We start from the raw sequence: 24,064 nt of genomic DNA on the forward strand, positions 1-24,064 counted from the left end.
GCGCCTCGTAGGCCATGGCGGGGCCGAGGTCGGAGCCGCCGATGCCGATGTTGACGACGTTGCGGATGCGCCTGCCGGTGTGGCCGGTCCACTCGCCGGAGCGGACCCGGCCGGCGAAGTCGGCCATCTTGTCGAGCACGGCGTGCACCCCGGGGACGACGTTCTCGCCGTCGACCTCGATCACCGCGTCCCGCGGGGCGCGCAGCGCGGTGTGCAGCACCGCCCGGTCCTCGGTGATGTTGATGCGCTCACCGCGGAACATCGCGTCGCGCAGACCGAACACGTCGGTCGCGGCGGCCAGCTCCTGGAGCAGGGCGAGCGTCTCGTCGGTGACGAGGTGCTTCGAGTAGTCGATGCGCAGGTCGCCGACGCGCACGACGTACCGCTCCGCCCGCCCGGGGTCCTGGGCGAACAGCTCACGCAGGTCCGGGTGGGGCAGTGTGCCCTTGGCGTGGTCCGCGAGCGCGGTCCACTGGGGGCGCTGGTCGAGCTTCGGGGTGTCAGACATGGACGGGGGTCTCCTTGCCGGCCTCGCCGCGCAGGGCGACGGCGTACATCTCGTCGGCGTCGAGGCGCCTGAGCTCCTCGGCGATGAGTTCGGAGGTGGGGCGCACCTTCAGGGCGACGGAGCGCGGGGGCTGACCGGGCAGGGTCATCGTGGCGAGCGGGCCCTCCGGGCGGTCGACGACGATCTCGCCGCCCGCCGTGCCCAGCCGGACGGCGGTGACGACCGGCCCGGCGGTGACCACGCGCTCCACCCGGACGGCCAGCCGGGCCTCCAGCCAGCGGGCCAGCAGCTCGGCGGCCGGGTTGTCCGCCTCGGCCTCCACCACCGCGGAGGTCACCGGCACCCGGGCCTGGTCCAGGGCCGCGGCCAGCATGGAACGCCACAGCGTCAGCCGGGTCCAGGCCAGGTCGGTGTCGCCGGGCGCGTAGGCGCGCACCCGGCGCTCCAGGACCTCCATCGGCCGCTCGACCGTGTAGAGGTCGGTGATCCGGCGCTGGGCCAGCGCGCCCAGCGGGTCCTTGGCGGGGTTGTCCGGCGCCTGGACGGGCCACCACACGACGACCGGCGCGTCCGGGAGCAGCAGGGGCAGCACCACCGAGTCGGCGTGCTCGGACACCTCCCCGTACATGCGCAGGACGACGGTCTCGCCGGTCCCGGCCTCCGAGCCGACCCTGACCTCGGCGTCGAGGTGCGAGCGGGTGCGGTCGCGCAGGTTGCGGGGGTGGCGCTTGATGACGACCAGGGTGCGCGAGGGGTGCTCGTGCGAGGCCTCCTCGGCCGCCTTGGTCGCGTCGTAGGCGTTCTCCTCGTCGGTGACGATGACCAGCGTGAGCACCATGCCCACGGCCGGGGTGCCGATGGCCCGGCGGCCCTGCACCAACGCCTTGTTGATCTTGCTTGCCGTGGTGTCGGTCAGGTCGATCCTCATGGCCTGCGCCAGCTCCGTCCGTCTCGTGCGAGCATCTCGTCGGCTTCCCGCGGTCCCCAGCCGCCCGACGCGTACTGCGCGGGCTTGTCGTGCGAGGCCCAGTACTCCTCGATCGGGTCGAGGACCCGCCAGGACTCTTCCACCTCCTGGTGGCGCGGGAACAGGTTGGCGTCCCCCAGAAGGACGTCCAGGATCAGCCGTTCGTACGCCTCGGGGCTGGACTCGGTGAAGGACTCGCCGTAGGCGAAGTCCATGGACACGTCCCGGATCTCCATCGACGTGCCCGGCACCTTGGAGCCGAAGCGCACCGTCATGCCCTCGTCGGGCTGGACGCGGATGACGATGGCGTTCTCGCCCAGCTCTTCCGTCGCGGTGGAGTCGAAGGGGGAGTGCGGGGCCCGCTGGAAGACGACCGCGATCTCCGTGACCCGGCGGCCGAGACGCTTGCCGGTGCGCAGGTAGAAGGGGACGCCCGCCCGCGCACCGTGTGCTCGCCCAGGTCGTCGGGCAGCCGCACGGCCCGCAGCACCTTCAGCTTCTCCGTGAGCAGCGACCGCGCGTCGAAGGCGGCCGGCTCCTCCATGGCGGTGAGGGCCATCAGCTGGAGCAGGTGGTTCTGGATGACGTCGCGGGCGGCGCCGATGCCGTCGTAGTAGCCCGCCCGGCCGCCGATGCCGATGTCCTCGGCCATCGTGATCTGCACGTGGTCGACGTAGGACCGGTTCCAGATCGGCTCGTACATCTGGTTGGCGAAGCGCAGCGCCAGGATGTTCTGGACGGTCTCCTTGCCCAGGTAGTGGTCGATGCGGAAGACCTGCTCCGGGTCGAAGACCTCGTGCACCAGCGCGTTCAGCTCGCGGGCGCTGTCCAGGTCGTGGCCGAAGGGCTTCTCGATCACCGCACGGCGCCAGGAGCCCTTGGGTGCGTCGGTCAGGCCGTGCTTCTTGAGCTGCTGGACGACCTTCGGGAAGAACTTCGGCGGTACCGAGAGGTAGAAGGCGTAGTTGCCGCTGGTGCCGCGGGAGGCGTCCAGCTCCTCGACGGCCTTGCGCAGCTGTTCGAAGGCGTCGTCGTCGTCGAAGTCGCCGGGGATGAAGCGCATGCCCTCCGTGAGTTGCTGCCAGACCTCCTCGCGGAAGGGGGTGCGCGCGTGCTCCTTGACCGCGTCGTGCACGACCTCGGCGAAGTCCTGGTGCTCCCAGTCCCGGCGGGCGAAGCCGACCAGCGAGAAGCCCGGCGGCAGCAGGCCGCGGTTGGCCAGGTCGTAGACGGCCGGCATCAGCTTGCGGCGGGACAGGTCGCCGGTGACGCCGAAGATGACCAGTCCGGACGGGCCCGCGATACGGGGCAGACGGCGGTCCTGGGGATCGCGCAGCGGGTTGCTCCAGTCGAGCGGTGCCACCGGCTCCACGGCCTGGCCGGCCGCACCCCCGCCCTTCGTCCCCTTGGCGGCGCGGGCCGACCCGGTCCTCTTCGCGGCTCGGGGGGACCCGGCGGGCCCGGCCGTCTTCGCCGACCCGGCGGCGCGGGCCTCCTCGGCCGCCTGGGCGTGCAGCGGTCCTGCCGCGTCCTGGGCCGTCCGGGTCTCCTTGGCCTCCTTCGTCGCCTTGGTCTCCCGGACCGTCGTAGCGGGAAGCTCCTCGCTCATTCCCCGTCAACTCCCTTGCTGTCGAGGGACTTCGTCACGGCGGCGAGCAGGTCGTCCCAGGCCGCCTCGAACTTCGCCACGCCCTCCTGCTCCAACTGCTCCACCACCTCGTCGTACGACACGCCGAGCCGCTCCACCGCCGCGAGATCGGCCCGGGCCTGGGCGTACCCGCTGGTGACCGTGTCACCCCGTACGTCACCATGATCGGCGGCGGCGTCCAGGGTGGCCTCCGGCATCGTGTTCACGGTGCCGGGAGCGACCAGCTCCTCCACGTACAGGGTGTCCCGGAATGCCGGGTCCTTCACACCGGTGGACGCCCACAGGGGGCGCTGCGGGTTGGCGCGGGCCCCCGCGAGGGCGGTGAAGCGGTCGCCCGCGAAGACGTTCTCGTACGCCTCGTAGGCCAGTCGCGCGTTGGCCAGCGCGGCCTTTCCGCGCAGCGCGAGCGCCTCGTCCGTGGCGAGGAGCGACAGACGCTTGTCGATCTCGCTGTCGACGCGGGAGACGAAGAACGAGGCGACCGAGTGGATGCCGGCCAGGTCGATCCCGGCCGCCTGCGCCTTCTCCAGACCGGCGAGGTAGGCGTCCATGACCTCGCGGTAGCGCTCCAGGGAGAAGATCAGGGTGACGTTGACGCTGATGCCGGCGCCGATGACCTCGGTGATCGCCGGGAGGCCGGCCTTCGTCGCCGGGATCTTGATCATCACGTTGGGGCGGTCGACCAGCCAGGCCAGCTGGCGCGCCTCGGCGACGGTGGCCCGGGTGTCGTGGGCGAGCCGGGGGTCGACCTCGATGGAGACCCGGCCGTCGCGCCCGCCGGTGGCGTCGTACACCTCGCGCAGCACGTCGGCGGCGGCGCGGACGTCGGCGGTGGTCATCATCCGGACCGCCTCGTCGACGGTGACCCCCCGGGTCGCCAGGTCGGCGAGCTGCTCCTCGTAGCCCTCGCCGGAGCCTATGGCGGCCTGGAAGATCGACGGGTTGGTGGTGACGCCGACGACGTTCTTCGTCCTGATCAGTTCGGCGAGGTTGCCGGACTCGATGCGCCGCCGCGACAGGTCGTCGAGCCAGACGGACACGCCCTGGTCGGCCAGGCGCTGCAATGCTCCCGCGGAGGCGGTTGCTTCGGTCACAGTGATCATCTTCTCTTTCTGCGATCGGATCGGGAGGGGATCCGGTGGGATCAGCCGCGGGCGGCGGCCAGGGATTCCCGGGCGGCGGCCACCACATGCCCGGAGGTGAAGCCGAACTCGGTGAACAGGGTCCCGGCGTCGGCGGAGGCGCCGAAGTGCTCCAGGGAGACGATGCGGCCCGCGTCCCCGACGAACCGGCGCCAGGTCAGGCCGATCCCGGCCTCCACGGCCACCCGGGCCCGCACGGAGGGCGGCAGCACGCTCTCGCGGTACGCGCGGGGCTGCTCCTCGAACCACTCCACGGACGGCATCGACACCACCCGGGCGGCGGTGCCCTCGGCCTCCAGCGTCTCCCGGGCGGCCATCGCGAGCTGCACCTCGGAGCCGGTGGCGATCAGGACGACGTCCGGGGCGCCGGTGGAGGCGTCGGCGAGCACGTACCCGCCGCGGGCAGCGCCCGGGTTCGGGGCGTAGGTCGGTACGCCCTGACGGGTGAGGGCGAGGCCGTGCGGCGCCGGGTGGGTGGAGTGGCGGCGGAGGATCTCCGCCCACACGGTCGCGGTCTCGTTGGCGTCGGCCGGGCGGACGACGTTGAGGCCGGGGATGGCGCGCAGCGCGGCCAGGTGCTCCACCGGCTGGTGGGTCGGGCCGTCCTCGCCGAGGCCGATCGAGTCGTGCGTCCAGACGTATGTGACCGGCAGCTGCATCAGCGCGGACATGCGCACCGCGTTGCGCATGTAGTCGGAGAACACCAGGAAGGTGCCGCCGTAGATCCGTGTGTTGCCGTGCAGGGCGATGCCGTTCATCTCCGCGGCCATGGAGAACTCGCGGATGCCGAAGTGCACGGTGCGGCCGTACGGGTCGGCCCCGGGGAGCGGGTTGCCCGCGGGCAGGAAGGAGCTGGTGCTGTCGATGGTCGTGTTGTTGGAACCGGCCAGGTCGGCCGAGCCGCCCCACAGTTCGGGCAGCACCGGGCCGAGCGCCTGGAGGACCTTGCCGGAGGCGGCGCGGGTGGCGACCGCCTTGCCGGTCTCGAACACCGGCAGGGTGTCCTCCCAGCCCTCGGGCAGCCGGCCGGCGACCACGCGGTCGAAGAGCGCCGCGCGCTCGGGGGCGGCCTCGCGCCAGGCGGCGATCCGCTTGTCCCAGGCGGCGTGCGCCTCGGCGCCCCGGTCCAGGGCCCGGCGGGTGTGGGCGAGGACCTCGTCGGCGACCTCGAAGGACCGCTCCGGGTCGAAGCCGAGGACGCGCTTGGTCGCGGCGACCTCCTGCGCACCGAGGGCGGAGCCGTGGCTGGCCTCGGTGTTCCGCGCGTTCGGGGCGGGCCAGGCGATGATCGTGCGCATCGCGATGATCGACGGGCGTCCGGTCTCGGCCTTCGCCGCCGTCAGCGCCGCGTGCAGCGCGTGCACGTCCACGTCGCCGTTCTCGGCGGGCTCGACGCGCTGCGTGTGCCAGCCGTACGCCTCGTAGCGCTTGAGCACGTCCTCGGAGAACGCGGTCACGGTGTCGCCCTCGATCGAGATGTGGTTGTCGTCGTAGAGGAAGACCAGGTTGCCGAGCTTCTGGTGGCCGGCGAGCGAGGACGCCTCGGCGGAGACGCCCTCCTGGAGGTCGCCGTCGCTGACGATCGCCCAGACGGTGTGGTCGAAGGGCGACTCGCCCTCGGGGGCCTCGGGATCGAACAGGCCGCGCTCGTAGCGGGCGGCCATCGCCATGCCCACCGCGTTGGCCACGCCCTGGCCCAGCGGCCCGGTGGTGGTCTCCACGCCCGCCGTGTGCCCGTACTCCGGGTGGCCCGGCGTCTTGGAGCCGTGCGTGCGGAAGGCCTTCAGGTCCTCCAGCTCCACCTCGTACCCGGCGAGGTGGAGTTGGGTGTAGAGGGTCAGCGAGGTGTGGCCGGGGGAGAGGACGAAGCGGTCACGGCCGGTCCACTCGGGATCGGCGGGGTCGTGCCGCATCACCTTTTGAAAGATTGTGTAGGCCGCTGGCGCCAGGGCCATCGCCGTGCCCGGATGACCGTTCCCCACCTTCTGCACCGCGTCGGCCGCGAGAACCCGGGCGGTGTCGACGGCACGCCGGTCGAGTTCGGTCCATTCGAAGCGGTCCGCGCTGTCCACTGTCTGCTTGCTCGACTGCGTGCTCATCTTCAAGAAATCCTCGATCGGAGCGGGGTGGCTGGTTCAACGCGTTCAACCTTAAAAGTCTGACTTTTTGGAGTGAAGGTTGTCCTGTGCCAGCCTGTGGTGAAACTGGGACACGCCCCGGCCGCGGGGCGCAGGGGCGGGACGGTACGAGGCGGACATGACGGACGAAAGACGCCAAGGCGGCGGTGACGGGATCAGAACGTTTCCCTTCCCGGTCGATCTCAGCCTCCTCGGAGTCGGCATGCGGGTCGGTCCCCTGGGCGCCGACCGCACCTGGCACGCGCACGCCCCGCTGCACCGCGTGCACCGCGTCGACTTCCACATCGTCATGCTCCTCACCGGCGGACCGGTCCGTCACATGATCGACTTCGCCGAGTACGAGGCGTCGGCCGGCGATCTGCTGTGGATCCGTCCCGGACAGGTCCACCGCTTCGCGCCCGAGGCCGAGTACCGCGGAACGGTGCTCACCATGCAGCCCGGCTTCCTGCCCCCCGCCACCGTGGAGGCCACCGGCCTCTACCGCTACGACCTGCCGCCCCTGCTCCACCCCGACGAGGCGCGGCTCGCCGGGCTGACGGCGTCGCTCGACCAGTTGCGGCGCGAGTACGAGGACGCCACCACCCTCCCGCTGAGCCTGCACACCGCCGTACTGCGCCACACGCTCTCCGCGTTCCTGCTGCGCCTCGCCCATCTCGCGGCCGGCTCCGCCCACGCGGCGCGTCAGGGGCGGGCCGAGGCACCGGGGGACAGCACCTTCACCCTCTTCCGGGACGCGGTCGAGCGGGGCTTCGCCACCAACCACAGCGTCAGCGCCTACGCCGACGCCCTCGGTTACTCCCGCCGCACCCTGGTCCGCGCGGTGCGCGCCGCCACCGGCGAGACGCCCAAGGGATTCATCGACAAACGCGTCGTCCTGGAGGCCAAGCGGCTCCTGGCCCACACCGAGATGCCGATCGGCCGGGTCGGCGCGGCGGTCGGCTTCCCCGACGCGGCGAACTTCTCCAAGTTCTTCCAGCAGCACACCGACCAGACGCCGGCGGCCTTCCGGGCGGAACTGCGCTGAGGCACCCCGGCACGGCAGGGCGAAGGGGCTCCACGGCGCGTGGAGCCCCTTCGCCCTCCTGTGGGGGGACGGTTGCGGCTCAGCGGCCGAAGCTGAACCAGTTCACGTTGACGAAGTCGGCGCTCTGACCGCTGGTGAAGGTCAGGTACACGTCGTGGGTGCCCGTCACCGGGCCGAGGGTAGGTGCCCGACCGGCCGCTGCACAGAGGGGAGAGAGGGTGCACGCGCCGGGGCGTTGGGCCGTGCCATGATCGGCGCCGGACGCAAGTGCGGCGCGGGCGAGGGAAGGGTGCGGACGTGAGGCTGGCGATGCTGGGCGGCGGCGGATTCCGGGTGCCGCTCGTGTACGGGGCGCTCCTCGGGGACCGCGCCCAGGGACGGGTGAGCGACGTCGTCCTGCACGACGTGGACCCGGCCCGGCTGACGGCGGTCACCCGGGTGCTGGCTGAGCAGGCGGCCGGGGTGCCCGACGCGCCGGCCGTCACCGCCACGACCGACCTCGACGAAGCGCTGCGCGGCGCCGACTTCGTCTTCTCCGCGATCCGCGTCGGCGGCCTCCAGGGACGCGCCGACGACGAACGGGTGGCGCTCGCCGAGGGCGTCCTCGGCCAGGAGACGGTCGGCGCGGGCGGCATCGCGTACGGGCTGCGGACCGTCCCGGTCGCCGTCGACATCGCCCGCCGGGTGTCCCGGCTGGCGCCGGACGCCTGGGTCATCAACTTCACCAACCCGGCGGGACTGGTCACCGAGGCCATGTCCCGCCACCTCGGCGACCGGGTCATCGGCATCTGCGACTCGCCGGTCGGGCTCGGCCGGCGGGTGGCCCGCGTGCTGGGCGCCGACCCGGACCGCGCCTTCGTCGACTACGTCGGCCTCAACCACCTCGGCTGGCTGCGCGGCCTGCGCGTCGGCGGACGCGACGAGCTCCCGCGACTGCTCGCCGACCCGGAGCTGCTCGCATCCTTCGAGGAGGGCCGCCTCTTCGGCCCCGCATGGCTGCGCTCCCTCGGCGCGGTCCCCAACGAGTACCTGCACTACTACTACTTCAACCGGGAAACTGTCCGCGCCTACCAGGAGGCCGACCGTACCCGCGGCGCGTTCCTGCGCGACCAGCAGGCCCGCTTCTACGACGAGATGTGCCGCCCCGACGCCCCGGCCCTGGCCACCTGGGACCGCACCCGCGCCGAACGCGAGGCCACCTACATGGCCGAGAACCGCGAGACGGCGGGCGCGGGCGAACGCGAGGCCGAGGACCTGTCCGGCGGCTACGAGAAGGTGGCGCTCGCGCTGATGCGCGCCGTCGCCCGCGACGAACGCACCACCCTGATCCTCAACGTCCGCAACCGCGGCACGCTGTCCGTCCTCGACCACGACGCGGTGATCGAGGTCCCCTGCCTGGTCGACGCGAACGGCGCCCACCCGGTGGCCGTCGACCCGCTCCCGGACCACGCCACCGGCCTGGTCTGCGCGGTCAAGGCCGTCGAGCGCGACGTCCTGACCGCGGCCGGGACCGGTTCGCGCGCGGCCGCGGTACGGGCCTTCGCCCTGCACCCCCTCGTCGACTCGGTCGACGTCGCCCACCGCCTCGTCGACGGCTACCGGGCGGTGCACCCGGGTCTGGCCTACCTCAGGTGAGCCCCACCGGCGCCGAGCTCGCCGGTGCCTGCCACGGTGCCCGCGCGGCGGCGGCCGCCCTGGTCGCGACGGCGGGGAGGTCCGCGTGCCGGTGGGGCGCGGACACCGGGCGCAGCGGACGCGGCCCCGACACCACGGCGTAGTCCTGGCCCAGGAAGGGCGGCTCCAGCTCGCCCGGATCGTCGCCGAGGGCCAGCCGGACCGCCGCCCACGGCACGTTGAGGCCGCACAGCGCCAGCTGGTGCAGCCCGCCGGCCGGACGGGTGTTGACGTCCATCAGGACGGGCCGGTCGCCGAACATCCGGAACTGCACGTTGGACAGGTGGTGCAGCCCGAACGCCTCGGCGATCCGCCGTGCCGGTGCCAGCCACTGCTCGTGCAGCGTGAACCCGCGGCGGCGGCCGTTCTTGGTACGGCCCACGGCCAGCCGGACCCGGTCGTCGGGCCCGGTGAGGCAGTCCACCGAGACCTCCGGCTGCTCCAGGCGCGGCATCACCAGCCAGTCCACGGGCTCCTCGGCCGCCCGCAGCGCCTCGACGACCAGGGGCAGCGGCACGGACGGGCTCGGGAAGCCGTTCAGGTGCGCCAGCGAGAAGGGGTCCCGCGTGACCGTGCGGAAGCCCACTCCGCCCGCGCCGGACGCCGGTTTGAAGCACGCCCGGTGGCCGCCGGCCTCCAGTTCCTCCACCGCGAGGACCAGCTCCTCGGCCGTGCGCACCCGCCACCAGGGCGGCACCGGCACGCCGATCGCCCGGACCGCCTCGTAGGCGATCACCTTGTCCCGGAAGACGGCCACCGCCTCCGGGGGCGGCGCGAGCAGGACCGTACCGGCCGCCTCGAACTCCGCGCGGTGCGCCACGAGGGCCGACTGGTGCAGCCGGGGCACGAACACGTCGATGGCGCGCCGCGCGCACTGGTCCAGCGCGTATTCGACGTAACCGGCGGGGGACAGGCCCTCCGGCTCCAGCTCGGCGGTGTCCGCGGCGGCCAGCACCGGGGAGTCCGGGTCGCCGTGGGTGGCGTGGATCTCCACGGCCCGGTCGGCGGGATTCCTCCGCAGCTGATCCATGAAGAAGACGTTCTCCGCGTACGTGCGGTTGAGCCAGACGCGTACGGGAGAAGCCATGCAAGCCGCCTTCCGGGGTTCGCGGGCAGGGCGAAGCGGGGCCGTGCCCGGCCAGGGGTTTGGAGGGACACCGGGCCGCTCTGCGCGAAAGGAGAGTCGTGGCGGTGGTGTTGGGGCGATCATAGGGGTACGCGCGGCCCCCGGCGCAACGAGCGTCACGCGGACGCGTCGGCCCGGCCGTCCGGGCGGCCCCCGGGCCCGCCGCCTCGGCCCGGGGGCCGCCTTGTGACCGGGGCGGTGATGTGATCTCGTGGCGTCGACGGGCGTCGACGGGCGTCCGGAAGGGGTGGAGATGACATCGAGGGCCGGTGCTCCGGGGAAGCTGTGGGCCATCAGCGATCTGCACATCGGTTACCAGGAGAACCGCGCCCTGGTCGAGCGGATGCGCCCCGAGTCCGACGACGACTGGCTCCTGGTGGCCGGCGACGTCGCGGAGACCGTCGCCGACGTCCGCTGGGCGCTCGGCACCCTCGCGGAGCGCTTTTGCCGGGTCGTCTGGGTCCCGGGCAACCACGAGCTGTGGACGCACCCCAAGGACGCCGTCACCCTGCGCGGCGTCGCCCGCTACGAGCACCTGGTCGAGATGTGCCGGGAACTGGGCGTGACCACCCCCGAGGACCCCTACCCGGTGTGGGAGGGCGCGGGCGGCCCGGCGGTCGTCGCCCCGCTCTTCCTGCTCTACGACTACTCGTTCCTGCCCGAGGGATGCGCGACCAAGGACGAGGGGCTGGAGTACGCGCGGGGCACCGGCGTCGTGTGCAGCGACGAGTACCTGCTGCATCCCGACCCCTACCCCAGCCGGGAGGCCTGGTGCCGGGCGCGGGTCGAGGAGACCGGGCGCAGGCTCGCCGAGATCCCCTCCGACCTGCCGACGATCCCCGTCAACCACTATCCGCTGCACCGGCATCCCACCGACGTCCTGTGGTACCCCGAGTTCGCCATGTGGTGCGGCACCTCGCTGACCGCCGACTGGCACCGCAGGTTCCGGGTCGACACCATGGTCTACGGGCACCTGCACATCCCGCGCACCACCTGGCACGAGGGGGTCCGCTTCGAGGAGGTGTCGGTGGGCTATCCCCGCGAATGGCGCAAGCGGACCGGACCACCCGGGCAACTGCGCCGCATCCTGCCGTCGGCGCCGGCGCCCACGGCGCCGTCCCACCAGGAGGCGACCCGTTGATCGAGGAACTGCTGCCCGACACGGTCGTCACCGTGGAGGCCTTCGGTCACGACGACGCCGGTCACCTGCCCCTCCACCCGGAGGAGGAGGTGATCGTCGCGCGGGCGGTCGCCAAGCGGCGCCGGGAGTTCACCGTCGTGCGGTCCTGCGCCCGCCGCGCCATGGAGAAGCTCGGCGTGCCCCCGCAGCCCGTGCTGCCCGGTGAGCGCGGGGCCCCGCGCTGGCCGGACGGCCTGACCGGCAGCATGACCCACTGCGACGGCTACTGCGCCGCGGCCCTGGTCCGCCTGACCGACCTGGCCTCCCTCGGCATCGACGCCGAACCGGACGGGCCGCTCCCGGACGGCGTCCTCGGGACCATCGCCCTGCCCGCCGAGGCGGCCCGCCTGCGGCGACTGGACGAGACGCGGCCCGGCGTCCACTGGGACCGGTTGCTGTTCAGCGCCAAGGAGTCGGTCTACAAGGCGTGGTTCCCCCTCACCGGCCGGTGGCTGGACTTCGCCGAGGCGGACATCGAACTCTCCGTGGACCCGCTCGACCCGCGCCGCGGCACCCTGCACGCCGCCCTCCTGGTGCCGGGACCGACGGTGGAGGGCAGGCGCCTGGGCCATTTCGACGGCCGCTGGACCGCCCGGGACGGACTGGTCACCACGGCGATCACGGTCCCCCGCACCTGAACGGCGGACCGGGCCGCCCGCCCCGTCAGGGACGCGGCGGGCACCAGTCCCGCAGCAGCCGGAAGAACGCCTCCTCGTTCCCCGTCAGTCCCGCCTCCCGCAGGGCCTGCTCCGCCTCGGCCAGCACCGAGGGCGGTACGACGGGCGGCCGGGGCGGACCGCCCGGCCCCGCCGCCGAGTCGAAACCGGCCCGCACGGTGTGCAGGAGCCGCAGGTAGGCCTGGACGGCGGTGCGTTCACGGTCGGTCAGTACGGCGGTGGTCATCGGTCGGCTCTCCCCACAACGACGTCAGCGGTCACGCGCCCCCGCACGGCGGCGGCACCCTCCCAGCTTGCCGTCCACCACTGACAATCCGGTCCGGACGCGCCCCGGGCTCAGGAACCGGGCCGCTTGACGCTCTCCAGGAGCATGTCCAGCCACTCGGCGACCTTGTCGCGGTGCTGGTCGGTGGGCAGTTGCGCGGCCCGCCAGGCGATGCCGCGCACACCGTGGTCCTGGAGCAGCCGCTCCAGCGGGTCGTCGGCGGCGGTCGCCGCCTCCCGCTCCCGGTCGGCGAGTTGCTGGAGCAGTTCCTGCTCGGTGCGCTGGAGGGCGCCCGCGAGCGCCTCGGGGTCCTCGGCGGTGAGGAATCCGGCGTGCACCCGGAAGAAGCGCTGAATGGCGTCGCAGTGCTCCATGGTGGGGCGCCGGTCGCCGTTGATGAGGGCACCGGCCTGCTGCCGCGACATCCCGGCGCCGTCGGCTATCTCCTGCTGGGTGTACCTGCGGCCGTTCGGCTTCAGCCGGGTGCGGCGCAGCAGGTCCAGACGCTGCACGAACCTGGTCCGGACGTCGGGTTCGCCCGCCGGGCGGCCGCCGAGCAGGGCCCCGACGACGGGCTCGGGGACACCGGAGGCCGCGGACAGCCGGCGGACGTCGAAGACCTCGGTGTGCGGCACGCCGAGCCGGTCCGCGAGTGCGCCGACCCGGGCGACGACGGCGGTCAGCGTGGGGGCCGGCATGGTGCCCGGACCTTCGAAGCCACCCGTCACCGACTGCTCTCCTAGGTCTCTCACAGGCCTCACAGGCTTCTCACAAGCAGTTGCCGTGAACTTCCCGGAGAGTAGCCTGCCGCTCGAACTCACATCCAGGCATCGCCACAACTGTGGCCTATTTCAGCCGTCAACAGGCACGAAATGCCACGATAGTTGACACGCCTCGCGTCGGGGCGCCAGGATGCGGGACGCCGCGAGAAGGCCGCATAGGCAAGAGGGGTGACCTCCCGATGGCATTTCAGGCAGGAGGGCAGCGGTCGGCGCCGCGGCCCGCCCCCGCGACCCCCGAGGCTCAGGCCTATCTCCAGGACTACACCACGCTCCTGGAGGCCGTCCCCTTCCCCTCCCTCGTCGTCGACCACCGCTGGGACGTGGTGCTGGCCAACGACGCCTTCCGGACACTCTTCCAGGGCGCGGGACCGCACCCGACGGCCATGCCGGACGACAACTTCCTCAGATTCGTCCTCTTCCACCCGGACGCCGCCACGGTCCTCGGCGAGCACGAGTCGAGCTGGTGCCTGCCCATGCTGGCGCACTTCGCCGCCACCCTGGAGCGCTACGGCCACGACCCCGGTCTCCAGGCCGTCCGCCGGGACATCGCCCAGGACCCGATCATGGAGGCCGCCTACCGCCAGGGCCTGCCGCACTGGATCCGTGCCGTCGGCGACCGCGCCGTCGAGCACGACGGCACCGTACGGCCGCTGCACCACCCCGACCCGCGCCGGGGCACCACCGAGTGCCGGGTCGTGGTCGAGACGTCCGGGACACTGCGGGAGCTGGGCTACACCCGGCTGACACTGGTCCTGCGGGAGCCGCGCCGCACCGCCCAACGCTCCCCGCGCGCCCGCCGCACCCCCGCCCACCTGACGGTCGTCCCCGCCGCCGAGTGACCGGCGGTCAGGGCGCGGGCGGGGCGTCCGCACCCCGCGGCTCCTCGAACGACGTCCCGAACCGCCCCTTGGGCGGTGCGTCCGCCACCGCACCGCGCTTCGCCGCCTGGATCTGCTCGTGCACACGGGTGCGCAGCTCCGCGAAGCGCGGGGCCACCCGGGTGTGGACCTGGTCCCGCCCGTCCGGCAGGTCGACGCGGAGCTCCTCCCGTACGACGGTGGGGGAGGCGGACAGCACGATCATCCGCTGCCCCAGGTAGACGGCCTCGTCGATGTCGTGGGTGACGAACAGGACCGTGATGCCCCGCTCCCGCCACAAGACCCGCACCAGGTCCTCCAGCTCGGCGCGGGTCTGCGCGTCCACCGCGGCGAAGGGCTCGTCCATCAGCAGCACCTCGGGCTCGTACGCCAGAGCCCGTGCGATGGCCACCCGCTGCTGCATGCCGCCCGACAGCTGCCACGGGTAGGCCCCGGCGGCGTCCGCGAGCCCGACCGACGCGAGGGCGTCCGCGACCAGCTCGCCGCGCCGCGCCCTGCCCATGCCCTTGCCCTTGCCTCTCAGGGGGAGTTCGACGTTCTGGCCGACCCGCATCCACGGGAGCAGGCTGCGCCCGTACTCCTGGAAGACGAACGCCATCCCGGGCGGCGGACCGGCCACCCTGCGGCCGGCCAGGAACACCTCGCCCGCCGTCGGTTCGAGCAGTCCGCCCACGCACTTCAGCAGCGTCGTCTTGCCGCAGCCCGACGGGCCGACCAGGCACACCAGTTCGCCGGCCGCCACGGTGAAGGTCAGATCGCGCACCGCCTCGACGCGCCGTCCCGTCCCCTCGCACACCTTCTTCAGGCCGCGTACGTCGAGCATGGACCGCCCTTTCACGCATCACTGGTCACGAGTCAGGAGTCACGAGGCGCGGGTTCACCGGGACCGCCGGGCGGCGGCGCGCAGGCCGTGGTACCCGCCTCGCAACCCCTACCCGCGGCGACGGGCGCCGGGCGGCGGGATCACCTGGCCGTAGGGGATCGCTAGGGGTTAGCCGGAGTCTCGCCTGCTCCATAGCGTGCAGCTCCGACCTGGGCGATCGCCCGACCGACGAGGAATGACGGGGTTGTATGGACAGCGTCAGCGTGCTGATCAGCGGGGCCGGGCCGACCGGGCTGACCCTCGGACTGGAGCTGGCCCGCCGGGGGGTACCGGTGCGGATCGTCGACAAGGAGGAGAGCTTCACGACCGCCTCGCGCGGCAAGGCCGGTATCCAACCACGCACCCTGGAGGTGTTCTACGACCTCGGGGTCATCGACAAGGTCCTGGCGTCCGGTACGCAGCGGCTGCCGTTCCGGCGCTACCGCCGTGACCGGCTGATCAACGAGACCATCCCGTACCTCGACAACGCGCCCACCCAGGGCGAGCCGTTCCGCCGGCTGCACTTCATGCCGCAGTCGCGGGTCGAGGAGATCCTGCGGGAGCGGCTCGCCGAGTACGGGGTCGCCGTGGAACTGGGCACGGAGCTGGTCGAGTTCGAGCAGACGGACGGGGACCGGGTGACGGCCACCCTGGCGACCGCGCGCGGCACCGAGCAGCTGTCGGCCGCGTATCTCGTCGGCTCCGACGGCGGCCGCAGCCTGGTCCGCAAGCAACTCGGCATCCCCTTCGAGGGGTTCACCGAGGAGGAGAAGCAGCTGATCGTCGGGGACGTCCGGATCGACGGGCTGGCTCCGGACGCCTGGTACCAGTGGCTGGACCTCGACCTCGGTGTGGTCATGCTGTGCCCGCTCAGCGGCACGCGCTCCTGGCAGATCCAGGCCACGCCTCCCCCGGACGCGGACGGCCGGCCCATGGAGCCGTCGGTTCAGGCCCTTCAGCGGGCCGTCGACCGGGCCACCGGGATGCCGATCCGGGTGCATGACGCGACCTGGCTGTCGACCTCGCGGATCAACGTACGGATGGCCGACCGGCTACGGGTGAGCCGGGTGTTCCTGGCCGGGGACGCCGCGCACGTCCACCCCGTGCTCGGGGCGCTGGGCGCCAACACCGGTGTCCAGGACGCCTACAACCTCGGCTGGAAGCTCGCGCTGGTCCTCGCCGGGGCGGCGCCGGAGCTGCTGGACACCTACCAGGAGGAGCGGCTGCCGGTGGCGCGCTGGACGCTGGACACCAGCGTCGCCAGCACCAGAGCCGTGTTCGAGGAGATGACCGGCGGCAGCGGCGGCGCCGAGGCCGGTCTCACCCAGGAGACGCTGCAGCTCGGTCTGGAGTACCGGGCCAGTTCGCTGAGCCGCGCGATGCTCGGCGCGACCGACACCGGCGTACAGGCGGGCGACCGGGCCCCGGACTCGGTGTGCCTGGACATGGCCGGTCAGCTCGTGCGGCTGTTCGACGTGTTCCGCGGGCCGCACTTCACGCTGCTCGGCTTCGGCGCGGGCTGCGAGACGGCCCTGCGCGAGGTGGCGGCCGGGGCTGCGGACGACCTCAGGACCTGCCTGCTCGGCGAACGTCCGGCGGCGTACGGACTCGGCGCCGACACGCTGGTCCTCGTCCGCCCGGACGGCTATGTCGGGCTCACCGCGCCGTCGGGGGACAGCGCGGCGGTGCTCGGCTACCTCGGCTCGCTGCTCGGCGGCACGGTGCCCGCCGCCACCGCCTGATCGGGCCCCACGCAAAGGAGAGCGCAGATGGTCTACCGCCCCGACTACTTCCGGCCACCGGACCTGGAGACGCAGTGGGATCTCATTGAGGAGTACCCGCTGGGCCTGATGGCGCTGTCGGTGGAGGGCCGGCCCGCCGCCGTCCACATTCCGTTCGTGCTCGACCGGCACGCCTGGCCCTACGGCAAGCTGCGCGGGCATCTCTCGCGGGGCAACCCGATCTGTGAGGCGCTCGCCGGCAATGTCGAGGTGGTGGTGGCGTTCCTGGGCCCCAGCGCCTATGTCTCGCCCGACCACTATGCCTCCCAGCCGCACTTCCCGACGTGGGCCTACGCCGCCGTGCACGTCACGGGGCGGCCGCGGCTGCTGGACGAGGTGCGCACCATGCGCCAGCTCGACGATCTGATCGAGGACCAGGAGAGCCGGCTCGCGCCGAAGGCGCCCTGGTCGCTGCCGCGCCGGGCGAGCGCGCTGTTCGACGAGTATCTGCGGCTCATCCAGGGCTTCGAGATCCCGATCGGGCGCATCGACGGCGTGTACAAGCTGGGTCAGAACAAGTCCCCGGCCGACATGGCCTCCCAGGCGAAGGCCTTCCGGGAGCGCGGCACGGACAGCATGGAGCGGCTCGCCGACTACATCGAGCGCCACAACAACCTGCCCCGGCAGGAGCCCGGCCACGGTTCGGATCGGCCCGCGCAGGGGACGGGCTGACCCGCCGTAGGACGGGAGCACGACGAAGGCGCCGCCTCTTCAAAGGCGGCGCCTTCGTCGTCGTTCCTACGTCCGCGGGGCGACGCCCGCCAGGCCGTGGCGCAGCAGGGCGTAGGCGTGGTCGGCGTCGGCGACCGCCTCGGGGTGGACCTCGTCCGCGGACCGTCCCGCGACGATGCGCCGCCAGTTCACCGACGCCAGGATGCGCTCGGTGGCGATCACCTGGCCGGCCAGCAGGGCCGCGGTGATCTCGCGGTCCGAGTCGAGCGCGCCGGCCAGGGTCTCGGCCAGCGCGTCCTCGGCCTGGGCCAGGTACTTGCTGACCCGCGCCACCAGGCTCGGCGTGGAGTACACGAGATGGTGGAAGGCCAGGACGTCCTCGTCGTCGTTGAGCCCCGTGATGGGATCCCGGGCCGCCAGCCCGTCCAGGAAGTGCTGGTGCAGCGCGTCGATCGCGGACACCCCGGGCGACCGCTCGGCCACGACGCTGCTGGCCACCGTCTGATGGTCGGCGAAGCGGTGGACGACCAGGTCTTCCTTGGTGGGGAAGTACTTGAACAGCGTGGGTTTGGAGACCTCGGCGACCGCCGCGATGTCGACGACCGAGACCTGGTCGAATCCGTGCTCCAGGAAGAGCGTGATCGCCGTGTCGGAGATCGTCTCTCGCGTTCGCTGTTTCTTGCGCTCCCGCAAGCCCATCGGCGCATTCACCAGGCCATCCTAACACATCCCTTACCGGGGCAATCAGGTGACCGAGTCTGTGAATTGACTTGGTTAAGAAATCTGCTCTAGTGTCCGCCGCGGAAGACGGACGGGCGCCGCCCGCGCTGACGGAAGGACGGGCAGGACATGGCACAGGCAACAGCGGCCTTGACCGAGAGGTCGGTGCGCTACCGGTGGTGGGGGCTGGGGGTGATCGCCCTGGCCCAGCTGATGGTCATGCTGGACATGACCATCGTGAACATCGCCCTGCCCTGGGCCCAGCAGGACACCGGGATGTCGGACGCGAGCCGGCAGTGGGTGGTGACCGCCTACACCCTCGCCTTCGGCGCGCTGCTGCTGCTTGGCGGACGCGTCGGTGATCTCGTCGGCCGCAAGCGCGCGTTCATGGCCGGGGCCGTCGGCTTCGCCGCCGCGTCGGTCGTGGGCGGCGCCGCGCCGAACGCCGAGGTGCTCGTCGCCGCCCGAGCGGCCCAGGGCGTGTTCGCCGCGCTGCTCGTCCCCTCGACCCTGGCCATGCTCGCCACCACCTTCACCGAACCGCGGGAACGCGCCAAGGCGTTCGGCGTCTTCAGCTCGGTCGCCAGCGCGGGCGGCGCCATCGGACTGCTCGGCGGCGGCGTGATCACCGAGTGGCTCGACTGGCGCTGGTGCTTCTACGTCAACGTCCCGATCGGCGCTGCCGTGGTGGCCGGGGCCTGGGTGCTGCTGCCGGCCATGCCCGCCAACCGCCAGCGGATCGACGTACCCGGCGCGGTACTCTCCGCCCTCGGGATGCTCTCCCTCGTCTACGCCTTCGACCAGGCCGCGACCCACACCTGGACCTCGGCCCGCGTCCTCGGCTGCCTCGCCGCCGCAGTGGTGCTGCTCGCCGCCTTCGGCCTGGTTCAGGCCAAGGGGCCGGTCCCGCTGCTGCCGCTGCGGCTGGTCGCCGACCGCAACCGGGCGGGAGCGAGCCTGACCATCGCGCTGGCCATGGTCAGCCTCTTCGGCCTCTTCCTGATCCTCACCTACCAGCTCCAGGTGGTGATGGACTTCTCGCCGCTGCGCACGGGCCTCGCGATCCTGCCGGCGACCGTGGCGACCGTGCTCACCTCCACCCAGATCGCCGCCCGGCTGGTGCCCCGCGTACCGCTGCGCATGCTGGTGGTGCCGGGCCTGCTCATCGCGATGCTGGGCCTGCTGAACCTCGGCCGGCTCACCCCCGACAGCTCCTACGCCTCCACGCTGATGCCCACCCAGATCCTCCTCGGCATCGGCGTCGGACTGGTCATCTCGCCCTGCATCAGCGCCGCCACCTACCGGGTGCCGCCGCAGGAGGTCGGTGTGGTGTCCGCGTTCGTCAGCACCGCCCAGCAACTGGGCGGCTCCATCGGCACGGCGCTCCTCAACGCCATCGCCACCAGCGTCACCGCCGACCGGATCGCGTCCGGCGGCGGCGGCGAACGGGCGGTCACCGAGGCGACGGTGCACGGCTACGCCGTCGCCAGCCTGTGGGCCGCGGGCATCACCGGCGTCGCCGCGCTCCTCGCCGGCCTGCTGATCACCATCGACCTGCGCAAGCCCGCACAGGCCCCCGTCGAACAGGCCCGGGAAGGCGATCTGGCGCCCAGCAGCTGACCCGCCCCGAAGACCAGCAGCCGCCGGGTGACCTCCCCCGGCCCGGTGGCTGCTCGGGCTGCCCGCGGAGACCGACCGTCAGACCCGGCGGGCGGCCCCTATCAGGCCCCTACACCCCCTCTTCCGACCGTGGATCAACGCCGTCGGGGCGGGGTCGTACGTACGCTCAGCGCAACCGCGAACGGTCCGTAGCCGTCATTTCCGAGGATGTGCCCATGATTCAGGATTCAGCCCCGCTGGAACTCGACGACGCGTTCATGCAGGACCCCCACTCCGTGTACACGCGCCTGAACGCCGAAGGCTCGGCGCACCGGGTGATGATGCCTGCCGGGGTTCCCGTCTGCGGCGGCCTGCCGGTCTGGATGATCACCGGCTACGAGGAGGTGCGCTCCGCCCTTGCCGACCCCCGGCTGAGCACCGACCTGAACAGGACGGACCGGCTGTTCGCGCAGAACGAGCCCGACCGCAACAAGCGCGGCGCCTTCTCCTCCGCCCTCGCCACCCACATGCTGCACTCGGACCCGCCGGACCACACGCGGCTGCGCAAGCTGGTCAACAAGGCCTTCACCAGCCGCGCCATCGAGAAGCTCCGCCCCGAGATCGAGCAGATCACCGGCGAACTGCTCGCCGCGCTGCCGGACGACGACACCGTGGACCTGTTGGACGCATTCGCGTTCCCTCTGCCGATCCGGGTGATCTGTCTGCTGCTGGGCGTGCCGCTGGAGGAGCAGGAGAACTTCAAGTCCTGGTCCAAGGCGCTCGTCTCCGGCGACTCGCCGGCCGCGACCGCCGCCGCCTCGACCGCGATGATCGAGTACCTCGGCGAGCTGATCGAGCGCAAGCGCCGTACGCCCACCGACGACGTCCTCGCCGCCCTGGTCTCGGCCCGTGACGTCGACGACCGGCTCACCGAGACCGAACTGGTCTCGATGGCCTTCCTGTTGTTCATCGGCGGCCACGAGACCACGGTCAACACCCTGGGCAACGGCACGCTGCATTTGATGCGGAATCCGGACCAGTGGGAGGCGCTGCGCCAGGACCGCGCCCTGCTCCCCGGCGCCGTGGAGGAGTTCCTGCGGCTGGAGAGCCCGCTGAAGCACGCCACCTTCCGCTGCGCCACCGAGGACCTGCGCATCGGCGACACCGAGATCCCCGCGGGCGACTTCGTACTGCTCGCACTGGCGTCCGCCAACCGGGACCCGGAGCGCTTCGGCGATCCGCACACACTGGACGTCCGCAGGCCCACCGGCGGCCATGTCGCCTTCGGGCACGGCATCCACTACTGCCTCGGCGCGCCGCTGGCGAGGATGGAGGCGCAGGTGGCGTTCGGTGCCCTGCTCGACACCTTCCCCGCCATGCGTCTCGCCATCGACCCCGACGACATGCGCTGGCGCACCAGCACGCTCATCCGCGGGCTCCACTCACTGCCGGTGCGGCTGAACCGCCCATGGAGTCCAGGCGCTGCGGCAGTTCGTCGCGGCGGGAGAGGTTGAGCTTGCGCAGGACCCGCGTCATGTGCTGCTCGACCGTGCTGACCGTGATGAACAGCCGGCGCGCGATCTCGCGGTTGGTGTGCCCCTCCGCCGCGAGCGCGGCGACCCGCAACTCGGCCTCGGACAGCACGTCGTGCACCTGCTCGGACGCCTCGTGCCCGGCCGCGCAGGCCCGGCCGTCGGCCGCCCGCTCCGCGTCGGGCAGCAGGTTCTGCGCGAGCGGCTCGGCATGGCACTTCTTCGCCATCCGATAGGCACGCCGTACGATCGCCCGGGCCCGGTTGGAGTGCCCCAGCAGGTGGTAGACGCGGCCCAGATCACCGAGGGCGTGCGCCAGCAGGAAGTCGCTGCCGGAGTCCTGGAGTTCGTCCACGGCCTCCCGCAGTGCCCGCAGCCGCTGCCGGGGTTCCATCGTCGAGGCCAGCAGCCGCAGGGCGTTGCCGTGCATCCGCGGGCAGCCCTTGTGCCGGGCCAGTTCCTCCCGCAGATAGGTGACGGCCTGGTCCGGCTCGCCCAGCCGCAGCCGGGCCTCGGCCACCCCGGTGCGCCACGGGATGAGCGTGGTGTCGCCCACCCCCCAGCTCTCCAGGGCCTTCCCGCAGGCCAGGAAGTCGCCGAGAGCGGCCTGAAGACGCCCGGTGGCCAGATGGAAACTGCCCCGGGCGTGCAGGTAGTGCTGGCCGAACAGCGTCTCGAAGACCGCCTCGGGCACCGGCCGGCTCAGCCGGGCCCGCGCCTCGTCGTAGCGGCCCATCGCTGTCAGCGCGAACACCGAACTCGCCAGTGGTATACCGAGGCTGAGCCCCCAGCCTCGCGACGACATCCGGGACAGCGCCAGGTCGCTGTGCTTCTCGGCCTCCAGCAGTCGGCCCTGCCTGATCAGGTTCGCCGCCCGCAGCGAGGACAGCAGCGCGTCCCAGGTAGGGATGTTCCGCTCCCGGGCCGCCTCCAGCAGCGTGGTGCACCAGGCGTCCACCTGTTCCGTGTGGTCGGCGTAGTACAGCGTCATCAGCGCCAGCGGGATGGTCTCCAGCGTCGGCGTCAGACTGGACATCTCCAGCACATGCGCGGCCCCGACCACCGCGGGCTCCGGTTCACCGCCCCGCAGGACGACGGACAGGGCGGTCGCCGCGTGCAGACGCGGCTGCGCGGCGATCGCCGCCGGGGCGATCTCGTCGGCGACCTCCAGGGACACATCGCCGAACATGCGCCGGTGGAAGGGCGGGCACAGCACCGACAGCCACTGCTGCAGCGCTCTGACCTCCTCCACGCCCTGCTCGCCCGGATCGTCGGCCAGCTGCCGGTCCACCAGGCGCAGTACGTCCGCGGCCTCGTTCACATAGCCGTGCCACACAAGGTTCTTGATCAGGGACATCGCCCCCGAGGTGGCTGTCAGATGCCCGGCCTCCAGGGCCTCCTTGAGTTCCGGCAGCCGGCGCATGGCCTTGGCCGGGTCGACCTGCCAGGCGGACAGGGTGCGCTGGAACAGGATCGACGCCCGCAGCGGCCCGTCCGGGCAGATGGCGTGGGCCAGGTCGAACAGCCGCATCGCCTTGGGGAACTCGTCGTGGGCGAGCGCTTCGGCCGCGGCCTCCCGGAGCAGTGGGGGTGCCCAGGATTCCGCGATACCTCCCGCTGCCACGATGTGCTCGGCCACCGTTGCCGGATGCGCGCCGTTGTCGTGCAGCAGCACCGCGGCACGCCCGTGCAGCCGGGCCCGTTCCTCGGTGGAGACCTCGCCGCCCAGCACCGCGCGCATCCTCGGGTGGCGCAGCCCCAGGCCCGCCAGCAGACCCGCCTGGGTCAGCTCCTGGAAGAACCGGGTGGACGAACTGGAGCTGTTGCGATCGAGCAGCACCATCAGGGCGTCCGGTCCCAACACCGCCAGATGCCGGGCGAGATCGGCCGCGGGCGCGCTGACGCGGTGCACGCAGTCGGCGACCGCGGAGTCGAACATCTCCCCGGCGACCGGCCGTGAAGCAGCCGCCTCCGTGCCGTTCAGGGCAATGCGCGTGTCCTCGATCAGCGCCTGCGCCAGCAGCGGGCTGCCGCCGCTCGCCGCATGGAACTCCTCGGCGTCGGCCTCGTCCACCGGCACGCCCAGCCGGTCGGACAGCAGCAGCCGGATGTCGTCCGTGGTCAGCGGAGGCAACCGCAGCTGATGGAAGCCGGGCCGGCGGGCGAACTCGGCGCGCGCGGCGGAGTAGGGAGGCAGGGCACCCGGCCGGTCGGTGAACACCGCCAGGACGCGCGAGGCGACCATACGGCGGGCCAGATGGCCGAGGCAGCCCAGCGACTCGGGGTCCGCCTCATGGAGGTCGTCCACGGCGAGGACGAGGGGCTGCTCGTCGGCCAGTTCCATGACAGCCCCGCAGAATTCGTCCATCGACTTGTCGCGTTCGCCTTCCGGGGCGCGGGTGACCGCCGCGAGGCTGCGGCCGACGGCCGCGAGAGTGTCACTCGTATGCTGTGACGCTCCTTTGAAACGTGCCGTGTGCCAGAGGAGTTGGTGGACGACGCCCCATGCGTTGGAGCGTTCCCTCGGCGAGCAGGCCGCCCTCAGGACGAGCGACCCGGATTTCGCCACGTGCTGGGTGAATTCATGCAGGAGGGCCGTCTTGCCGACCCCCGCAGGGCCATTGACCAGGGCTATCGGACCCGCTCCGCGGTCGCGTGCGGTCAGCAGGTCATGCAATTGGGTGAGTTGTATGTCCCGTCCGACGATGGACATCCGCAAGATGCTCCCTATGCTGCCGAGGCTTCGGTATGTCTTCAGCCATCCTGCAACTTCAGGGGGTCCGCAGAACAATCAGTGACTATCGCCACAGCGATTTGGCGCAAGTGCGACCGTCGGGAAAGGGAATCCGGCCAACATCCTTTAGAAGGGCAATGATCCGCCGTGGATTT

Annotated in this window: 18 protein-coding genes and 3 pseudogenes; 9 read left to right on the forward strand and 12 right to left on the reverse strand. The window is 72.2% G+C overall.

The window, feature by feature from the left end:
• The 5 genes and pseudogenes from IE94_RS0131665 to tkt all read right to left on the reverse strand — a co-directional run.
• Positions 1-508, reverse strand: a pseudogene (locus IE94_RS0131665) (glucose-6-phosphate isomerase); the annotation flags it as partial.
• Positions 501-1,436: a glucose-6-phosphate dehydrogenase assembly protein OpcA gene (gene opcA, locus IE94_RS0131670; RefSeq protein ID WP_030191185.1), complete on the reverse strand. Its 936-nt coding sequence runs from the start codon at positions 1,434-1,436 to the stop codon at positions 501-503. The gene opcA and the pseudogene IE94_RS0131665, both read right to left, overlap by 8 nt.
• Positions 1,433-2,715: pseudogene (locus IE94_RS36340) on the reverse strand (glucose-6-phosphate dehydrogenase). The gene opcA and the pseudogene IE94_RS36340 overlap by 4 nt, the downstream one beginning before the upstream one ends.
• A 365-nt stretch (positions 2,716-3,080) precedes the next feature.
• Positions 3,081-4,226: a transaldolase gene (tal, locus tag IE94_RS0131680; protein ID WP_030191189.1), complete on the reverse strand. Its 1,146-nt coding sequence runs from the start codon at positions 4,224-4,226 to the stop codon at positions 3,081-3,083.
• Between the two features lie 41 nt (positions 4,227-4,267).
• Positions 4,268-6,364: a transketolase gene (gene tkt / locus IE94_RS0131685; RefSeq protein WP_030191191.1), complete on the reverse strand. Its 2,097-nt coding sequence runs from the start codon at positions 6,362-6,364 to the stop codon at positions 4,268-4,270.
• 157 nt (positions 6,365-6,521) lie between these two features.
• Between tkt and IE94_RS0131690 the strand changes: the two genes are divergently transcribed.
• Entirely contained in the window at positions 6,522-7,427 is a 906-nt protein-coding gene (locus IE94_RS0131690) for a helix-turn-helix transcriptional regulator (protein WP_030191193.1), read from the forward strand.
• Between the two features lie 79 nt (positions 7,428-7,506).
• On the opposite strand, the pseudogene IE94_RS38600 reads toward IE94_RS0131690, so the two are convergent.
• Positions 7,507-7,605: pseudogene (locus tag IE94_RS38600) on the reverse strand (carbohydrate-binding protein); the annotation flags it as partial.
• 119 nt (positions 7,606-7,724) lie between these two features.
• Here IE94_RS38600 and IE94_RS0131700 point away from each other — a divergent pair.
• A complete protein-coding gene (locus tag IE94_RS0131700; RefSeq protein WP_030191196.1) occupies positions 7,725-9,062 on the forward strand; it encodes a 6-phospho-beta-glucosidase in 1,338 nt (445 codons plus the stop codon).
• Here IE94_RS0131700 and IE94_RS0131705 read toward each other — a convergent pair.
• A complete protein-coding gene (locus IE94_RS0131705; RefSeq protein ID WP_030191198.1) occupies positions 9,055-10,188 on the reverse strand; it encodes an ATP-grasp domain-containing protein in 1,134 nt (377 codons plus the stop codon). The two genes, IE94_RS0131700 and IE94_RS0131705, sit on opposite strands and share 8 nt — an antisense overlap.
• A 292-nt stretch (positions 10,189-10,480) precedes the next feature.
• On the opposite strand from IE94_RS0131705, the gene IE94_RS0131710 reads away from it, so the two are divergent.
• On the forward strand, positions 10,481-11,368 hold the full coding sequence (locus IE94_RS0131710) for a metallophosphoesterase family protein (protein WP_030191199.1): 888 nt from the start codon (positions 10,481-10,483) through the stop codon (positions 11,366-11,368).
• Entirely contained in the window at positions 11,365-12,045 is a 681-nt protein-coding gene (locus IE94_RS0131715; protein WP_030191202.1) for a 4'-phosphopantetheinyl transferase family protein, read from the forward strand. Before IE94_RS0131710 ends, IE94_RS0131715 begins: the two co-directional genes overlap by 4 nt.
• 25 nt (positions 12,046-12,070) lie before the next feature.
• On the opposite strand, the gene IE94_RS0131720 is transcribed toward IE94_RS0131715, so the two are convergent.
• Positions 12,071-12,310 (reverse strand): hypothetical protein, encoded by a 240-nt coding sequence (locus IE94_RS0131720; RefSeq protein WP_030191204.1) that lies wholly within the window; start codon positions 12,308-12,310, stop codon positions 12,071-12,073.
• A gap of 110 nt (positions 12,311-12,420) precedes the next feature.
• Positions 12,421-13,077, reverse strand: a complete 657-nt coding sequence (locus IE94_RS0131725) for a helix-turn-helix domain-containing protein (RefSeq protein WP_030191205.1) — start codon at positions 13,075-13,077, stop codon at positions 12,421-12,423.
• 233 nt (positions 13,078-13,310) lie between these two features.
• Between IE94_RS0131725 and IE94_RS0131730 the strand changes: the two genes are divergently transcribed.
• Positions 13,311-13,970, forward strand: coding sequence for an MmyB family transcriptional regulator (locus IE94_RS0131730; RefSeq protein ID WP_030191208.1), 660 nt, complete (start codon positions 13,311-13,313; stop codon positions 13,968-13,970).
• Positions 13,971-13,977: 7 nt separating this feature from the next.
• Here the strand turns inward: IE94_RS0131730 and IE94_RS0131735 are convergent, their stop codons facing one another.
• Positions 13,978-14,832, reverse strand: a complete 855-nt coding sequence (locus IE94_RS0131735; protein ID WP_030191211.1) for an ABC transporter ATP-binding protein — start codon at positions 14,830-14,832, stop codon at positions 13,978-13,980.
• A 248-nt stretch (positions 14,833-15,080) separates the two neighbouring features.
• Between IE94_RS0131735 and IE94_RS0131740 the strand changes: the two genes are divergently transcribed.
• Positions 15,081-16,613, forward strand: coding sequence for an FAD-dependent monooxygenase (locus tag IE94_RS0131740; RefSeq protein ID WP_037924148.1), 1,533 nt, complete (start codon positions 15,081-15,083; stop codon positions 16,611-16,613).
• A gap of 27 nt (positions 16,614-16,640) precedes the next feature.
• Entirely contained in the window at positions 16,641-17,324 is a 684-nt protein-coding gene (locus tag IE94_RS0131745; protein WP_051777794.1) for an FMN-binding negative transcriptional regulator, read from the forward strand.
• A gap of 66 nt (positions 17,325-17,390) precedes the next feature.
• On the opposite strand, the gene IE94_RS0131750 is transcribed toward IE94_RS0131745, so the two are convergent.
• Positions 17,391-18,035, reverse strand: coding sequence for a TetR family transcriptional regulator (locus IE94_RS0131750; protein ID WP_037924151.1), 645 nt, complete (start codon positions 18,033-18,035; stop codon positions 17,391-17,393).
• A gap of 138 nt (positions 18,036-18,173) precedes the next feature.
• Between IE94_RS0131750 and IE94_RS0131755 the strand changes: the two genes are divergently transcribed.
• Positions 18,174-19,664: an MFS transporter gene (locus IE94_RS0131755; RefSeq protein WP_078606642.1), complete on the forward strand. Its 1,491-nt coding sequence runs from the start codon at positions 18,174-18,176 to the stop codon at positions 19,662-19,664.
• A 215-nt stretch (positions 19,665-19,879) separates the two neighbouring features.
• Positions 19,880-21,157 (forward strand): cytochrome P450 family protein, encoded by a 1,278-nt coding sequence (locus IE94_RS0131760; RefSeq protein WP_051777796.1) that lies wholly within the window; start codon positions 19,880-19,882, stop codon positions 21,155-21,157.
• On the opposite strand, the gene IE94_RS0131765 is transcribed toward IE94_RS0131760, so the two are convergent.
• Entirely contained in the window at positions 21,069-23,888 is a 2,820-nt protein-coding gene (locus IE94_RS0131765; protein WP_078606643.1) for an AAA family ATPase, read from the reverse strand. The genes IE94_RS0131760 and IE94_RS0131765 overlap by 89 nt on opposite strands.
• Positions 23,889-24,064 lie beyond the last annotated feature (176 nt).

This window comes from Streptomyces violaceorubidus (assembly GCF_000717995.1).
Taxonomy (GTDB): domain Bacteria; phylum Actinomycetota; class Actinomycetes; order Streptomycetales; family Streptomycetaceae; genus Streptomyces; species Streptomyces violaceorubidus.

Bases quoted from the DNA above. Each gene is read 5' to 3' on its own strand.
- IE94_RS0131690 (WP_030191193.1), top strand. From the start codon at position 6,522: ATGACGGACGAAAGACGCCAAGGCGGCGGTGACGGGATCAGAACGTTT.
- IE94_RS0131735 (WP_030191211.1), bottom strand. From the start codon at position 14,832: ATGCTCGACGTACGCGGCCTGAAGAAGGTGTGCGAGGGGACGGGACGG.
- IE94_RS0131730 (WP_030191208.1), top strand. From the start codon at position 13,311: ATGGCATTTCAGGCAGGAGGGCAGCGGTCGGCGCCGCGGCCCGCCCCC.
- IE94_RS0131765 (WP_078606643.1), bottom strand. From the start codon at position 23,888: ATGTCCATCGTCGGACGGGACATACAACTCACCCAATTGCATGACCTG.
- tkt (WP_030191191.1), bottom strand. From the start codon at position 6,364: ATGAGCACGCAGTCGAGCAAGCAGACAGTGGACAGCGCGGACCGCTTC.
- IE94_RS0131720 (WP_030191204.1), bottom strand. From the start codon at position 12,310: ATGACCACCGCCGTACTGACCGACCGTGAACGCACCGCCGTCCAGGCC.
- tal (WP_030191189.1), bottom strand. From the start codon at position 4,226: ATGATCACTGTGACCGAAGCAACCGCCTCCGCGGGAGCATTGCAGCGC.
- opcA (WP_030191185.1), bottom strand. From the start codon at position 1,436: ATGAGGATCGACCTGACCGACACCACGGCAAGCAAGATCAACAAGGCG.
- IE94_RS0131705 (WP_030191198.1), bottom strand. From the start codon at position 10,188: ATGGCTTCTCCCGTACGCGTCTGGCTCAACCGCACGTACGCGGAGAAC.
- IE94_RS0131755 (WP_078606642.1), top strand. From the start codon at position 18,174: ATGGCACAGGCAACAGCGGCCTTGACCGAGAGGTCGGTGCGCTACCGG.
- IE94_RS0131710 (WP_030191199.1), top strand. From the start codon at position 10,481: ATGACATCGAGGGCCGGTGCTCCGGGGAAGCTGTGGGCCATCAGCGAT.
- IE94_RS0131740 (WP_037924148.1), top strand. From the start codon at position 15,081: ATGGACAGCGTCAGCGTGCTGATCAGCGGGGCCGGGCCGACCGGGCTG.
- IE94_RS0131760 (WP_051777796.1), top strand. From the start codon at position 19,880: ATGATTCAGGATTCAGCCCCGCTGGAACTCGACGACGCGTTCATGCAG.
- IE94_RS0131745 (WP_051777794.1), top strand. From the start codon at position 16,641: ATGGTCTACCGCCCCGACTACTTCCGGCCACCGGACCTGGAGACGCAG.